This is a genomic window from Halopseudomonas sp., from assembly GCF_036960865.1.
GTDB lineage: Bacteria > Pseudomonadota > Gammaproteobacteria > Pseudomonadales > Pseudomonadaceae > Halopseudomonas.
In genome coordinates this window covers 34,042-48,818 of sequence record NZ_JBALWE010000010.1, presented here as the reverse complement: position 1 = coordinate 48,818, position 14,777 = coordinate 34,042, and the positions used below count along the sequence as shown (strand labels likewise).

General features: G+C 62.4%; 15 protein-coding genes. 10 read left to right on the top strand and 5 right to left on the bottom strand.

Annotated elements, in window-relative coordinates:
- The first annotated feature begins 38 nt into the window (after positions 1-38).
- The 10 genes from V7747_RS14695 to V7747_RS14650 all read left to right on the top strand — a co-directional run bounded on the left by V7747_RS14695 (position 39) and on the right by V7747_RS14650 (position 5,881).
- Positions 39-395: a DUF1304 domain-containing protein gene (locus V7747_RS14695; protein WP_335616770.1), complete on the top strand. Its 357-nt coding sequence runs from the start codon at positions 39-41 to the stop codon at positions 393-395.
- Positions 396-457: 62 nt separating this feature from the next.
- Entirely contained in the window at positions 458-2,053 is a 1,596-nt protein-coding gene (locus V7747_RS14690; protein ID WP_335616769.1) for an ATP-binding protein, read from the top strand.
- The gene (locus V7747_RS14685) at positions 2,050-2,415 is read left to right on the top strand and encodes a VOC family protein (RefSeq protein ID WP_335616768.1); all 366 of its coding nucleotides are present in this window, start codon (positions 2,050-2,052) and stop codon (positions 2,413-2,415) included. The genes V7747_RS14690 and V7747_RS14685 overlap by 4 nt, the downstream gene beginning before the upstream one ends.
- Positions 2,416-2,426: 11 nt before the next feature.
- On the top strand, positions 2,427-2,822 hold the full coding sequence (locus V7747_RS14680) for an MmcQ/YjbR family DNA-binding protein (RefSeq protein ID WP_335616767.1): 396 nt from the start codon (positions 2,427-2,429) through the stop codon (positions 2,820-2,822).
- On the top strand, positions 2,812-3,186 hold the full coding sequence (locus V7747_RS14675; protein ID WP_335616766.1) for an MmcQ/YjbR family DNA-binding protein: 375 nt from the start codon (positions 2,812-2,814) through the stop codon (positions 3,184-3,186). Before V7747_RS14680 ends, V7747_RS14675 begins: the two co-directional genes overlap by 11 nt.
- Complete coding sequence (locus V7747_RS14670; RefSeq protein WP_335616765.1) at positions 3,183-3,779, top strand: DJ-1/PfpI family protein; 597 nt, start codon at positions 3,183-3,185, stop codon at positions 3,777-3,779. Before V7747_RS14675 ends, V7747_RS14670 begins: the two co-directional genes overlap by 4 nt.
- Entirely contained in the window at positions 3,766-4,230 is a 465-nt protein-coding gene (locus V7747_RS14665; protein WP_335616764.1) for a GNAT family N-acetyltransferase, read from the top strand. The genes V7747_RS14670 and V7747_RS14665 overlap by 14 nt, the downstream gene beginning before the upstream one ends.
- A gap of 66 nt (positions 4,231-4,296) precedes the next feature.
- Positions 4,297-4,716: an MAPEG family protein gene (locus V7747_RS14660; protein WP_335616763.1), complete on the top strand. Its 420-nt coding sequence runs from the start codon at positions 4,297-4,299 to the stop codon at positions 4,714-4,716.
- On the top strand, positions 4,716-5,135 hold the full coding sequence (locus V7747_RS14655; RefSeq protein WP_335616762.1) for a hypothetical protein: 420 nt from the start codon (positions 4,716-4,718) through the stop codon (positions 5,133-5,135). Before V7747_RS14660 ends, V7747_RS14655 begins: the two co-directional genes overlap by 1 nt.
- A 62-nt stretch (positions 5,136-5,197) precedes the next feature.
- Entirely contained in the window at positions 5,198-5,881 is a 684-nt protein-coding gene (locus tag V7747_RS14650; protein WP_335616761.1) for an MOSC domain-containing protein, read from the top strand.
- Positions 5,882-5,886: 5 nt separating this feature from the next.
- Here the strand turns inward: V7747_RS14650 and V7747_RS14645 are convergent, their stop codons facing one another.
- The 5 genes from V7747_RS14645 to acs form a co-directional block, all read right to left on the bottom strand.
- Positions 5,887-7,749, bottom strand: coding sequence for an acetyl-CoA hydrolase/transferase C-terminal domain-containing protein (locus V7747_RS14645; protein WP_335616760.1), 1,863 nt, complete (start codon positions 7,747-7,749; stop codon positions 5,887-5,889).
- Complete coding sequence (locus V7747_RS14640; RefSeq protein WP_335616759.1) at positions 7,742-9,868, bottom strand: 3-hydroxyacyl-CoA dehydrogenase NAD-binding domain-containing protein; 2,127 nt, start codon at positions 9,866-9,868, stop codon at positions 7,742-7,744. The genes V7747_RS14645 and V7747_RS14640 overlap by 8 nt, the downstream gene beginning before the upstream one ends.
- A 12-nt stretch (positions 9,869-9,880) precedes the next feature.
- Positions 9,881-11,194 carry an acetyl-CoA C-acetyltransferase gene (locus V7747_RS14635; RefSeq protein WP_335616758.1) on the bottom strand — a complete coding sequence of 438 codons (1,314 nt, stop codon included), beginning with the start codon at positions 11,192-11,194 and terminating at the stop codon, positions 9,881-9,883.
- A gap of 207 nt (positions 11,195-11,401) precedes the next feature.
- Positions 11,402-12,583, bottom strand: a complete 1,182-nt coding sequence (locus V7747_RS14630; RefSeq protein WP_335616757.1) for an acetyl-CoA C-acetyltransferase — start codon at positions 12,581-12,583, stop codon at positions 11,402-11,404.
- 85 nt (positions 12,584-12,668) lie between these two features.
- A complete protein-coding gene (gene acs / locus V7747_RS14625) occupies positions 12,669-14,609 on the bottom strand; it encodes an acetate--CoA ligase (protein WP_335616756.1) in 1,941 nt (646 codons plus the stop codon).
- Between the last annotated feature and the right edge of the window lie 168 nt (positions 14,610-14,777).

Genomic DNA, 14,777 nt, shown 5'->3' with positions numbered 1-14,777 from the left:
GGTTTACAGTGACGGTATAACCAATATTAGGAATCACCATGTACACGCTCGCCTCGTTCGTCACCCTGCTGGTCGCTCTGCTGCATGCCTACTTTCTGCTGCTGGAAATGTTCTTCTGGGATAAACCGCTGGGGCTCAAGGCGTTTGGCCAAACGCCCGAGAGCGCTGCCGCGACCAAGGTCATGGCGATCAATCAGGGTCTGTACAATGGCTTTCTTGCCGCCGGTCTGATCTGGGGCGTTGCGCTGGGGCCGGCCGGTGATGGTATCAAGCTGTTCTGCCTGGGTTGCGTGCTGCTTGCCGGTATCGTGGGTGCTATCACCGCCAGCCGCAAAATTCTCTATGTGCAGGCCGCGCCCGCCGCGCTGGCATTGGTGCTGTTATGGCTGGCTTGAACCAAGTGCTCCAGTGTGCACTAGACTGGACGCAGGATAAGCCGCAGCGACGTCGCGCCTGAATGCAAACCTACCTTCGCCCACTGCTCCGTTCCCTGCTGCTGTTACTGCTGCTGGGCGTGCTGGTGATCGAGCTGCTGCTTTGGCAGATCGGTGTTTCCACGCGCAGCCAAAGCGCGCAGGAGCTGCTGCTGCGCGGCGCCGAGGTGCGCAGCACGCTGGAAACCCGCCTGCGCGATGGCATTTATCTGAGTCGCGGCCTGGTTTCCTTTCTGCAAAGTCAGCGCGGCTTGCAAGAGCCGGAGAAGGTAGAGGCCTGGCTGGCCAGCATGAATCAGGAAGTCGATTACCTGATCAACATCGGTATAGCACCGGACAACCGCATCGCCTTGATTTTCCCGCGCGAGGGTAACGAGGCGGCACTCGGGCTCTACTATCCCGATATGCCGAAGCAGTGGGTCGCGGTGCAGCAGATTATGCGCAGTCAGCAACCGGCGCTAGCCGGCCCGCTAACCCTGGTTCAGGGTGCGCAGGGTCTGATCTACCGCACGCCGGTGTATATGGACGGTGAGTACTGGGGGCTGGTCAGCACCGTAATGGACGCGCCTGCGCTGCTGGGCATGCTGGATAGCGAGCCGCGCTGGCAGGACCTCAACTTGCAACTGCAGCGCCTTGAGGGTGAGCAGTACACCCGCTTCTGGGGGGCTGATCTGCAGCCGGAGCTTCTGCAGCAAGCGATGCAGATTCCGCTGCCGGGGGTGACTTGGCGTTTGGTGCTGCAACGGCGAGTAGGCGATGCACACTTGCTGCTCTATCGGCTCGGCATGTATGCGGCTCTGGCGTTGTTATTGCTGGCCGTGGGTTACGCGCATGCCAGCAAGCTGCGGCAGCAGCGTGAGCATGAGGCACTGCACGCCGAGACCGAGCGGATAAAAAACGAGTTCGTCTCGACCGTTAATCATGAGTTGCGCACACCGCTGACCAGTATCCTCGGTACCCTGGGGTTGCTGCAGGGCGGCGCGGTCGGTGCCTTGCCGGATGAAGCCAAGCGCATGCTGGCCCTGGCCAGACGCAACGCCGATCACTTGCTCAAGCTGATCAATGATTTGCTGGATATCGACAAGATCATGGCCGGACGGCTGCAGCTTGAGCTGCAGGACATGCCGCTCGACCAGTTGCTGCGCAGTGCGCTGCAGGAACTGGATGGCATGCTGGCCCAGCGCGAGCTGCGGCTGGAGTACACTAACCCGTTCGATGAGGCCCGCGTGACAGTAGATGCCACTCGCTTCAAACAGGTGCTGGACAATCTGCTCTCCAATGCCATCAAGTTTTCTCCGGCTGGCGGTCTGGTTACCGTGGGTGTCAGTCGCGTGAAGGCAGATGCATACTGGCGTATTGAGGTAAGTGATCAGGGTGAAGGCATTCCCCTGGCGTTTCAGGACAAGGTGTTTGAGCGTTTTTCGCAGGCCGATAGTTCATCACAGCGTAAAACCGGCGGCACCGGCCTGGGCCTGCCAATTACCCGTGGGTTGGTAGAGCAGATGGGCGGTGAGGTCGGGTTTACCACCTCGGCGGGCGGCACCTGCTTTTACCTGTTGTTGCCGGCCGCAGGCGCTGTATCCGATCCCACCGCCAGCCCATACAAGGAGCGTACATGAGTAAACTGACTGCTACCGAGATCAAGGCCTTTGTGCCCTCGCGCGACTACGCTGCGAGCAAGGCGTTTTACCGTGATATGGGGTTCACCATGGCCTCTGACATGGGCGATGTGGCCTACTTTCATCTGGGCAATTGCAGCTTTTTGCTGCAGAACTTCTATCAGGCGGCGCTGGCCGACAACTTCATGATGCACCTGCTGGTGGAGGACGCCGCTGCCTGGCATGCCGCCCTGAGCAAGGCCGATCTGGTGGGCAAGTACGGAGTTCGCCTGAGCGCGCTGGAAGAGCAGCCCTGGGGGATGCTCGACTTTACCCTCACCGATCCTGCCGGTGTGCTCTGGCGCATCGGCCAAAATACGTAGCCGGTTTGACCATGGATTTGCGCCGTTACCTGCTCAGCAAGCCTGAAGCCGAAGAAGACTTCCCGTTTGGCCCTGAGCCCGCTGTGTTCAAGATACAGGGCAAGCTGTTTGCCCTGGTCATGCGCCGTGAGGGCGCGATGTGCATCAATCTCAAGTGTGATCCGCAGCAGGCAATTGGGCTGCGCGATCTGTTCCCGGCGGTCACGCCCGGCTATCACATGAATAAGCGTCACTGGAACACGGTGCGCGATGATGGCTCCATCCCGACGGGGGAGCTGCAACGTATGATCGATCACTCCTACGCGCTGGTGGTTAAGGGGCTGAGCCGGCCGCAGCGGCAGGGGCTGGAGGCGCGTCACGGCAAGGCTCAGGTGTATGCCGGCCAAGGCGATGAAGATGACGGTTAATGAGGTCAAGGCCTATTGCGCGGTGCTACCCGGCGTCAGCAGCGAGCTGCACGATACGCCGACCAATGTGCTGGTGTACCGGCTGGCAGACAAGCGTTTTGCCTACTTCAAAACCAGCCAACCGCAACAGTGGCGCTTCAGCGTCAGGGTCATGCCCGAGCGCTTTCTGGAGCTGACGGATCAACCCGGTATCCAGCCCGCCCGCTACCTGCAGCGCTTTCACTGGATTACGCTGATCAACGTAGAGCAGATGCCGGGCGAGCAGCTGCGTGGGCTCATTGATTGGTCCTACGCGCGTGCGTTGCAGACGCTGCCCCAGCGTCAGCGTGAGGCACTGTTGTCTGGCTACGCTGAAAAGGAGTGACAGTGAACATCGGTATTTATCTTTACGATCAGGTTGAGGTGCTGGATTTTGCCGGTCCCTTCGAGGTGTTTTCTACCGCGGCGCGGTTGAGTGCGCCGAGCGGCTGCTTCAAAGTGTCATTGATTGCGCGGGATTCGGCTTTGGTACTGGCACGCGGCGGCATGCATGTTGCCCCAGATCACGGGCTGAGCGATCACCCGCCGCTGCACGCCTTGATCGTGCCGGGTGGTGTACATACCGAGCAACTGCAGCAGCCGGACGTATTGCACTGGCTGCGCGAGCAGTTTACCCAGGTGCAGATTATGGCGTCGGTCTGTACCGGAGCCTTTCTGCTGGCTGAGGCCGGCCTGTTGCAGGGCCAGCGGGTCACCACCCATTGGGAGGATATTGCCGATCTACGTGCGGGCTACCCGCAGCTCGAGGTTGTCGAGCAGCAACGCTGGGTAGATCAGGGCAAGCTGATCACCTCGGCCGGCATCTCCGCGGGCATCGATATGAGCCTGCATCTGGTGGCGCGTCTGCAATCGCGCGATCTGGCCGAACGCACCGCGCGCCAGATGGAGTTTGACTGGACTCGCAATGCATCTGCGTGAGGGCTCTGACGCCGACACGGTCTCCTGTGTCGCGCTTTTTACCGCCTCTGTGCATGGCTTGGCGGGTGAGTATTATACGCCGGCGCAGTGCCATGCCTGGGCGCCGCTGGCGCCCGATATGGGCTTCTGGCAGCAGCGCTTGGCCGGTCTGCAGTGCCTGCTGGCCGAAGACGAAACCGGGTTGCTGGGCTTTATCGGTTACACCCATGATGGGCATATCGACATGCTGTTCTGTGCGCCAACGGCAGCGCGGCGCGGCGTGGCCAGTGCGCTGTATCGCGATGCCGAAGCGCGCCTGCGTAGCCGTGGCGTTGGCTGGCTGCGGACCGAAGCCAGTCTGCTGGCGCAGCATTTTTTCTTGCGCCAGGGTTTCGTCAGCGAAGCACGCGAGGAGGTGGAGCGCGCGGGTGTGTTGTTGCCGCGCTATCGTATGAGCAAGACATTGGACTGAGCCTGCATTGCTGTCGGTGCCGGGGGCGGCTATCTTGGCGACTCCCGGTCCCAGGAAAACAACAAGATGACCACGCACCTGATTTTGCTACCTCTGTTGCTGCAAATTGCTCTGACGCTGGGGTTATACATAGCGCTCACCCGCGCCAAGGCCAAGGCGCTGACGGCAGGAGTGGTCGACGAGGCGCGCCGCGCTTTGCATGATGATGCCTGGCCCGACAGCGTACTGCAGATCAACAACTGCATCCGTAACCAGTTTGAAGTCCCTGTGCTCTTCTATGTGCTAGTGCTGGCTCTGCTGCAGTTGGGAGCAGCGGGCTGGTTGGCGCAGCTGTTGGCTTGGCTATTCGTGCTCAGCCGGCTCGCCCATGCTCTGGTACATACGGGCAGCAACCAGGTACCGCTGCGCCGTCGGCTATTTACCCTTGGCTGCGTGCTGCTGATGTTGATGACGGCATTGCTCGGTTGGGTTGTGGTGGTTGGTTGATGAGTGGCTTTGTTGCGCTGTTGCGTGGCCGCGGGCGGGTCTACCTGCTGGAGGCAATCCTCTGTTTTGCCAGCCCGGTGTTGCTGCTGGGGATGGGGTTGGTGGCCTTGCCGATAGCTTTCGCCGATAACGCCGAGCCGCTGCTGCGCTGGCAACTGACCGGCCTGCTGCTGGGCGGCTTTATCGGACTCTGGGGCGTTAGTCAGCTGGTCCTGAAGGTGGCTTACCCGAGGCGGGAGGTTGCCGGCCCCAGCGCTATAGTGCTCACCCTGTTGGTTGGCATTGGCGCCTTGTTGGTGTTTTATCAGATGATGCGCCTGTCACCCGCAGCTACGCTGTTGCTGGTGGTAATGCCCATGCTGGGCGCAGCACACTTTCTGTTTCTAGGCCGCAATTATCTGGTGCGCCGGCGTGGTTGACAGCCGATGGCTGACGCGTTGCACTGCCGCCTCTGCCTTGTCCTGTTGGAGTTAGCTGTCATATGTCTCTGTCTACCGATGAAGTGCAACTGGTTTCCATTAACGCGGGCGCGCCAAAATCACTGCTGGTAGGGCGCCGTGAGGCGCGTACCGGCCATTTCAAACAGCCGCTGAGCGGCCGGGTAGCGATTGACGCGCGGGGGCTCAGCGATGACTTTATTGGTGATCTCAAGCATCACGGCGGCGCTGATCAGGCGGTCTACCTGTATAGCCAGGACGACATCGACTGGTGGGCGGCGCAGCTGCAGCGCGACTTGGCCCCCGGCTTCTTCGGCGAGAACCTGACGGTCTCGCACTGGTGGCCGACCTTGCGTATCGGTGACCGTCTGCAGGCCGGTGATCTGCTGCTGGAGATTACCGCACCGCGGATTCCCTGTTCTACGCTCGCGGCACGCGTGGGCGACAAGCTCTTTGCCAAGCGCTTCGTCAAGGCTGAACGCTGTGGTGCCTACGCGAGGGTACTGCAGCCGGGCAGTCTGCAGGCGGGCGACAGCTTGACCGTGCGCAAGGCCGATGTGATCTACCCGACGATCAATGAGGTGTTTCGTTACTGCCACTCCAAAGGGCACAACCTGGATTTTCTGCAGCGCCTACTGAGCGCGCCGCTTGCCGAAAAGATGCGTGCCGCGATGCAGGAGCGCAAGGCCAGCGCACTGCAGGCCAGCGGTCAGTTACCGGACATCTGAGCAGTTCAGGCTGGCAGTGTAGCGAGTAACAGCGCGCGGTAGGCTCGCTCGCGTAGCCCTGTTGCCGCACCCAACTGCATGCGTTCCAGTGCCGCCTGCTGGCGCGGCGTGGCACGGTGGCGCCAACCCCGCCACAACAGAGACAGCATCGCCCTGCGGTTACCGTTGAGTGTCTTCAGCTCACCGAGGCCCTGCGCCAGGTCCTCCTCTTCTGCGCTCAGACCGCTGCCCAGCGGGAACGCGGGCAGCAATTGCTGCTGCGCCTCGGTCAGTAGGGAGGCCAATTGCTCTGGCGTATTGCGCTGGTAGGAGCCCGGTAGGCGGTAGTCCGCAGGCAGTTTCCCGGCGCGTTGCGCCTGGATCATCAACCCCTCCTGAAAGCGCGCGTCGCATATCGACAGCATGGCGTCTATCACCTCGGCATCGCTCTTGTCGCGCAGGTCTGCCACCCCGTATTCAGTCACCACCATGTCGCGCAAGTGTCGCGGGATGGTGGTGTGCGGGTACTGCCAGCAGATGTTGGAGCTGACCCGGCCCTTGTGGGTGCGCGTCGCCGGCAGGGTGATGATCGCCCGTGCGTCGTCGAGGGCGAAGGCCTGGGCGATAAAGTCATACTGGCCGCCCACGCCGCTGATTACCTGCCCGTCGGCCAGGCCGTCGGAGGTCACAGCGCCGGTCAGGCTGACCATCAGCGCGCTGTTGATAAAGCGCGCCTGCTGACGCGCCGCGCGCTTGGACTGCTCATGGCCATACAGGCTGTTGGTGAAGGACACCGGCATCATGGCGATCCTGTCGCGCGTGTCCGGCGGCAGGCGTTGCAGGATTTCGTAGAATACCGGGCTGCCGATAAAGAAGCCGGCATGGATCAGTTTGCCATCTACCTCACGCTTGATGACGCCTGCCTCGACGAGAGCAAGAAAACCCTCCACCAGCATTTCGGTGACGCCGTACAGACCGGCCTGAAAAGGCTCGCAGTGCCGATCAAGCAGTGCTTGAGTAGATTCCAGACGTTGTAACACTTGCTGAAAGTCGAGCGGTTGCTGCTGGCGCAGACGCAGGGCATGGGCAATCGCATCGCCAATAGAGCCAATGCCGATTTGCAGGGTGCCGCCATCGGGCACCAGGCTGGCGACCCGCAGGGCGATGGCGTGGTGCTTGAGTGCAGCCGGGCTGTGTGGCGGTGTGAACAGCGGAAACGCGTACTGCGGGTCTTGCAGGATCAGGTCGAAGTCGCCGGCCGGTCGGTCAGCCGCGCCGTGCATGTAGGGCAGGGCGTGGTTGACCTGACCGACGCTGAGCAGTTGCAACTCGCCGCGTTGGCGACGATCCAGTAGGTCGGCGCTGATGTCCGGATTGCAGCTCAGGCTGTAACGCGCCGGCTGACCATTGGCCGTCGGTTCGCCCGCTGCCACCAGTTGTAGAATCAGATTCACCTGCCAACGCAGTAGCGTATCCAGCGCGTGCGTGTAATTCAGGCTGGTATAGTCCTGCTGCATGCGCGGTACGCTCAGCCAGCCGCCGGGGCGCAGGAAGAACTCGCGTACCCTGATGTTGGCAGGCAGCGTGCCCTGGCGTATCGCACTGGCGTACTCCAGCGCGGGATAGTCGGCAAACAGGCGCGCCGACAACGGGCCGATAAAGCGTTGCTCCAGATCACTGCTGGCGCTGGGGGCTTCCAGGGTGAGGGCGGTGCAGATGGTCAGCGAAATGGTGGGATTGTCACGCGCGCGCCGGTAAAGCGCATTCATCAGGTGGTTGGCTTTGCCGAGGCCCAATGGCAACCCAACCACCAGGGTGTTACCCAGGCGCTGCAAAATCGCATCGACCAGTGCCTCGGCGTCATCGAAGCAACGCGGAGCTTCACTCATCTGCGGGGGTTATCCAGCCAGGATCCGGCGCAAAGCGCGGGCCGTGTTTTTCGCTCAGTTCCTGTAACTGCGCTGCCACCGTATCAAATCCCAACTGCGCGGCGTAATGCATCGGGCCGCCGCGGAAAGGCGGAAACCCGGTGGCGAAGATCATGGCGCCATCCAACTGGTCGGCATCGTCGATGACCTGTTCGCGCAGGCATGCCATGCAGGCATTCAGCATCGGCAGCAGCAGGCGCTGCTGGGTACCGCGTGGGGCCTGTTTGCGGCGGTACTTCTTTTGTACCGCGCCGTGTTTCCAGCGGTAAATGCCCTTGCCGCTCTTGCGCCCTAGCTCGCCCTTTTCCACCTTCTTGCGGAGCCAGTCGGGTGTTTCCGGCAGGTAGCTGTCCAGCTGTTCGCGCAGCATGTCGGCCACCCCCACGCAGATATCCAGACCCACCTGATCGGCCAGTTCCAGCGGCCCCATGGGCATGCCGAAGTCGATCGCGACCTGGTCGATGGCTTCTGCACTCAGCCCTTCATCCAGCAGACAGATGGCCTCGACCAGATAGGGCGTCAGTGCCCGGTTGACCAGAAAACCCGGTGCACTGGCGACGGGTGCCGGCAGGCGGCTTATTTGGCCGACAAAGGTGGTGGCGCGCTCCAGGGCGCTGCTGCGCGCGGTGGAGTGGGCCACCACCTCCACCAGCTGCATCTGTGCCACTGGGTTGAAGAAGTGAATGCCCACCAGCCGTCCGGCGTCGGTCAGGCCTTCGCGCAGCTTTTCCAGCGCGATGCTTGAGGTATTGCTGGCCAATATGGCGTCGCGCTTCATGCGTGGCTCCACCTCGGCATAGACCTTGCGCTTGATCTCCAGGTCCTCCGGCACAGCCTCCAGCACCAGGTCGGCCACTGCTACACCGCTGTTGCTGGGGTCGGGGATCAGGTTGTCGAGGATCTGGCGGGTCTGGGCCGAGCTGCGGTGTTTTTGCTGGCAGAGCTGGGTCAGTTTCTGCACCGCCGAGCCAATGTTGTTGGTCTCGGTGTCGAACAGGCTGACGCGCAGCCCTTGCAACGCGCACCAGCCGGCGATATCGCCACCCATAGCGCCAGCGCCAATAACGTGTACGTGGCGCACCGGCGCGGGTTTGTGCATGCCCTTGGTGGGGTCGCCCAGGGCCTTGAGTTGCTCGCGCAGGAAAAACACACGCACCAGATTGCGTGAGGCGGGCGTGTTCAGCAGGTGCGCGAAGGAATAGATTTCGCGGTGTAGCATCTGATCCGGGCTATTGCCGTGACGTTCCCACAGTTTGATCAGCGCGCGCGGGGCTGGATAGTGCTGCGGTGGTGCCTTGCTGTCGGCCTGCTTGCGCATGCGCCAGGCGGCCAGACGGCGTACCCAGTCCAGCCGGAAGGGTCGCGCGCGCAGGTTGCGGCGATCGACCTCAACCTGATCTGCGAGCACTGCCGCCACGGCTTTAGCCAAGTGGCGCTCTTCCAGCAACTGATCGATCAGACCCAGCTTGCTTGCCTGGGCGTCGTGTACCGTGCGGCCGGTCAGCATCATTTCCATGGCCACCAGTGGGTCGATCAGATCCGGTAGGCGAGCGGTACCGCCCAGCCCCGGATGTAGCCCCAGCAGTACTTCCGGCACGCCGAAGGTCGCGCCCCGGACGGCCAGGCGATAGTCGCAACACAATGCCAGTTCAAGCCCGCCACCCAAGGCAGCGCCGTGCACGATGGCGATGGTGGGGCAGCTCAGGTCGACGATCTTCTGCGCCAGCAGGTGGGCTTCAACCAGCTGGTTGATCACGTCCGGTTCGGTCTTGAGTTGGCGAAACTCACTGATGTCGGCGCCTACGCAAAAGCTGTCGGGCTTGGCTGAGCGGATGACCAGGGCAGCGGGCATATCGCGTTGCAACGCAGCGATCACCTCGCTGAGCTCGCGCAGAACGGCTTCAGACAAGACATTGGCACGGCTATCGGCCTTGTCCATCAGCAACCAGGCAACATTCGCCTCATCACGCTTGAGATGCCAGTGCTGCCACTGCCGGGAGGTTGATTTCAGTTCACTCGCGCCAAAGGGCCCAAGTTCCATGCGCCGAGGCGCCAGAGCAGAGAGGATGGGGGCATTCATCGGGTCGGCTCCTTATAGTGTTTCGAGCAGCATGGCGCCCGACTGGCCGCCGCCAATACATTCCGTGGCAATGCCGCGGCGCAGGCCATGACGTTGCAAGGCGTTGATCAGGTGCAGCACGATGCGGTTGCCGCTGGTGCCCACCGGGTGGCCCAGACTGATGGCGCCGCCATCTACGTTCAGGCGTGCCGGGTCCAGCCGGCCCAACGCGTCTTCCAGACCCAGCACGCGCTTGCAGAAAGACGGGTCCTGCCAGGCTTCAAGACAGGCGAGTACTTGGGCGGCGAAGGCTTCGTTGATTTCCCACAGATCGATATCGGCCAGTTGGTGGCCATGGCGTTGCAGCAGCGCGGTGCTGCTGAGCACGGGGCCCAACCCCATGATCTCGGGGTCAAGCGCGGCCCAGTGGCTATCGATGATGACTGCCTTGGGCGTCAGATTGTGTTTTATCAGCGCTTGCTCGGAAGCCAGAATCACCCAGCTGGCACCATCGGTGATCTGTGAGCTGTTACCGGCGGTGACCTGGCCATAGGGCTTCTCGAACACCGGTTTCAGCTTGGCCAATGCGTCCAGCGAGTTGTCTGGCCGCACGCCGTCGTCGCGGCTGTAGTGCTTGCCCTTGCTGTCGAACAGCGGCACTACCTCGTCCTGCAGCCAGCCGGCCTCCTGTGCCGCAGCCAGACGCTGGTGACTGGTCAGTGCGTAGGCATCGGCCGACTCGCGGTCGATGTTGAACAGTTGAGCGACCACTTCTGCGGTTTGGCCCATGTTCAGGCCGACGATTGGGTCGGTCAGGCCGCGCTCCAGACCTATCACCGGTTTCATCAGGCTGGGGCGCAAACGTGCCAGCGCCCTGAGGCGTGCAGGCAGGCTGCGCGCCTGGTTGAGCTCGGCAAACCAGTCGACCGCGCTTTGCCGAAACAGCAAGGGCGCATGGCTGAGCGCCTCGGCGCCGCCAGCGAGGACCAGGTCAGCACCGCCGTCACGTATGTACCGGTAACCGGTATCGATCGACTGCATACCCGAACCGCAATTGATTTGCACGGTGAAAGCCGGCATTTGCGCGCCCATGCCCAAGCGCAGGGCGGCAACGCGGGCGGGATTCATTTCTTCGGACACAACATTGACGCAACCCAGGATGACCTGGTCGAAGGCGGCAGGGTCCAGCCCCTGGCGCATCAACAGCGGCCGCCCGCACTGTACAGCCAGATCCACTGGCGTAAAGGGGCCGGGTTTACCGCGCGCCTTGAGGAAGGGGGTACGGGCACCGTCGACTATGTAGACCGGCTGGTGTCGGGGGGCGGTTGAGAGCGGCTGGCTGTCCATGGGGAGCCCTTGTCTTGATGATTCACTGAGTCACGAGGGCGCGGTCTAGTCGACGGCGCTGCAATCAAGCATAGGACAGAAGGCGGGAGGTTCAGTTCAGTGCCGACGAGCGTCTGATCGCCGAGCTGCAACGAGTCTCTGTGTAGATACAAATACGGCTTGCAACGCTGTGCGCGGCAAGCCGTATTGCCTATGCAGCAGGCTGAATCAGTCGCGTTCCAGCGCCAGGGCGACGCCCTGACCGCCGCCGATACACAGGGTGGCAAGGCCCTTCTTGGCATCGCGCTCGAGCATGCTGTGCAGCAGCGTTACCAGCACGCGGCAGCCGGAGGCGCCGATCGGGTGGCCCAGGGCAATGGCGCCGCCGTTGACGTTCACCTTGTCCATGTCCCATTGCAGCTCGCGGCTCACTGCCAGTGCCTGGGCGGCAAAGGCCTCGTTGGCTTCGATCAGGTCGAGGTCGGCTATCTCCCAGCCGGCCTTGGCCAGGCAGCGCTGGGTGGCCGAAACCGGGCCAATCCCCATGATGGCCGGGTCGACGCCGGCATTGGCGTAGGCGGCAATGCGTGCCAGAACTGGCAGGCCCAGTTCTTTGGCCTTGTCGGCGCTCATCATCAGCACTGCGGCAGCGCCGTCGTTCAGGCTGGAGGCGTTGCCTGCGGTTACCGAGCCGTCTTTCTTGAACGCCGGCTTCAGGCGGCCAAGGCTCTCGGCGGTGGTGCCGTCACGCGGCTGTTCGTCCTGGGTAACAACCACGGCATCGCCCTTGCGTTGCGGGATGGTCACCGCGGTGATCTCGCGGTCGAAACGGCCGGCCTGCTGTGCGGCGACCGCCTTTTGCTGGGAGGCAGCGGCAAAGGCGTCCTGCTCTTCGCGGCTGATGCTGTATTTGTCGACCAGATTTTCAGCGGTGATGCCCATGTGGTAGTTGTTGAAGGCATCCCAGAGGCCATCCTGGATCATGCTGTCGATCATCTGACCGTGGCCCATGCGCTGGCCAGTGCGTGAGGTCGGGATCAGGTGGGGGGACAGGCTCATGGATTCCTGGCCGCCGGCAATCATCACCTCGGCATCGCCGCAGCGAATCGCCTGGGCAGCCAGATGCAGTGCCTTGAGGCCGGAGCCGCAGACCTTGTTCAGGGTGAGTGCAGGGACGGCGTGGGGCAGGCCGGCATGAATGGCCGCCTGGCGGGCCGGATTCTGGCCGCAGCCAGCGGTCAGTACCTGGCCGAGGATGACCTCATCGACAATGGCCGGATCAATCTGGCTTTGCTCCAGCAGGGCGCGGATAACAGTTGCGCCCAGTTCGTGGGCGGGAACATGGGCGAACTGGCCCCCAAAGCTGCCGATGGCAGTACGGGTGGCGGCAACAATCACGACCTCTTGCATGAACGGGCTCCTCTATGCGGCACTTTTTCGAGTGCACAAGCATAGAGGCGGGCCACGTTCAGGACAAGCTTCAGGGCAAGTTGTCTCAGGCCTGATTCAGTCGGTTGGCAATCAGCTCCTCGACGACCGATGGATCAGCCAGGGTGGATGTATCACCCAGGGTATCCAGCTCATCGCAGGCGATCTTGCGCAGAATGCGGCGCATGATCTTGCCCGAGCGGGTCTTGGGCAGGCCCGGCGCCCACTGGATATATTCCGGGCGGGCAAAAGCGCCGACCTGGTCGGCCACAAAGCTCTTCAGTTCCTTGACCAGTTCATCGGACGGCGTCACGCCGTTCATGGGCGAGACATACACGTACAGGCACTGGCCCTTGATATCGTGCGGGCAGCCGACCACGGCCGCTTCGGCCACGGCGTCGTGCAGCACCAGGGCACTCTCGACCTCGGCGGTGCCGATGCGGTGCCCGGAGACGTTGAGAACGTCGTCCACGCGGCCGGTGATCCAGTAGTAGCCATCTTCGTCACGGCGTGCGCCATCGCCGGTGAAGTAGACGCCCTTGTAGGTGCTGAAGTAGGTGTCAACCAGGCGCTGGTGATCGCCATAGACGGTGCGAATCTGACTTGGCCAGGAGCGCTTGATCACCAGATTGCCGCTGGTGGCGCCTTCCAGCTCATTGCCCTCGGGGTCGTACAGGGCCGGTTCCACGCCGAAGAAGGGGCGCGTGGCGGAGCCGGGTTTCAGGTCGGTGCTGCCGGGTAGCGGGGTGATCATGGCGGCGCCGGTTTCGGTCTGCCACCAGGTATCGACGATCGGACAGCGGCGCTCGCCGACCACATCAAAATACCATTCCCAGGCCTCGGGGTTGATCGGCTCGCCAACCGTGCCCAGCAGGCGCAGGCTGGCGCGGGAGCTGCTTTTGACCGGGTCGTTGCCCTTGGCCATGAGCGCGCGCAGGGCGGTGGGGGCGGTGTAGAAGATATTGACCTGATGCTTGTCGATCACCTGCCAGCAGCGCGACGCATCCGGGTAGGTGGGCACACCCTCGAACAGCAGGGTGGTGGCGCCGTTACAGAGTGGGCCGTAGACGATGTAGGAGTGGCCGGTAATCCAGCCGACGTCGGCGGTACACCAGTAGACTTCACCGGGATGGTAGTCGAAGACGTAATGGTGGGTCATGGACGCCATCAGCAGGTAACCGCCGGTGGTGTGCAGCACGCCCTTGGGCTTGCCGGTGGAACCGGAGGTGTAGAGGATGAACAGCGGGTCTTCGCTGTCCATCGCCTCGGCCGGGCAGTCGGCGCTGACCGCCGCGATGGCTTCGTGGTACCAGACGTCGCGGTTCTCATTCCAGGGGATATCTGCACCGGTACGCTTCACCGTGACTACGGTATGCACGTTGGGGCAGTCTTTCAGGGCCTTTTCCACGCTGGTTTTCAGCGCCACGGCCTTGCCGCCGCGCACGCCTTCATCGGCGGTGATCACGGCCTGACAGTCGGAGTCGAGAATGCGGTCGCGTACCGCATCCGGCGAGAAACCACCAAAGACCACCGAGTGCACGGCGCCAATGCGCGCGCAGGCCAGCATGGCGTAGGCGGCTTCCGGGATCATCGGCATGTAGAGGCAAACGCGATCGCCCTTTTTCACGCCGCGCGCCTTGAGTACGTTGGCCAGACGGCAGACCTTTTCGTGCAGCTCACGGTAGCTGATGTGGGCGTCGTCTTCGGGGTTGTCGCCTTCCCAGATGATGGCCGTAGCGTCGCCGCGTTCAGCCAGGTGGCGGTCGATGCAGTTGACGCTGACGTTCAACTTGCCATCGATAAACCAGGCGGCTTCCCCCTTGCTCAGATCGCTCTGGTGTACCTTGCTCCAGGGCTTTTCCCAGGTCAGAAACCGTTCGGCCTGCTCGGCCCAGAACTGATCCGGCTGTTCCAGCGACTGTCGATACATGCGCTCGTAGCCGGCTTCATCGAGATGGCTGACCGCGCGCGCGGCGTCCGATACCTTGTGGTTTTCGATCTTGTACATGGGTGTTTCCCTGTTGTTATTGAAGTCAGGCAGTCGCGACGTTGACCGGAATAGGCACGGTTTGTCGAAACCTGAACACGGCCCTGAAGTATAGGCGGGCGTTCATTTCATGCCCTACAGCGTCGGATATCACCGGGCTGGTTTCAACCCTTCTTTGGTATGAGACGC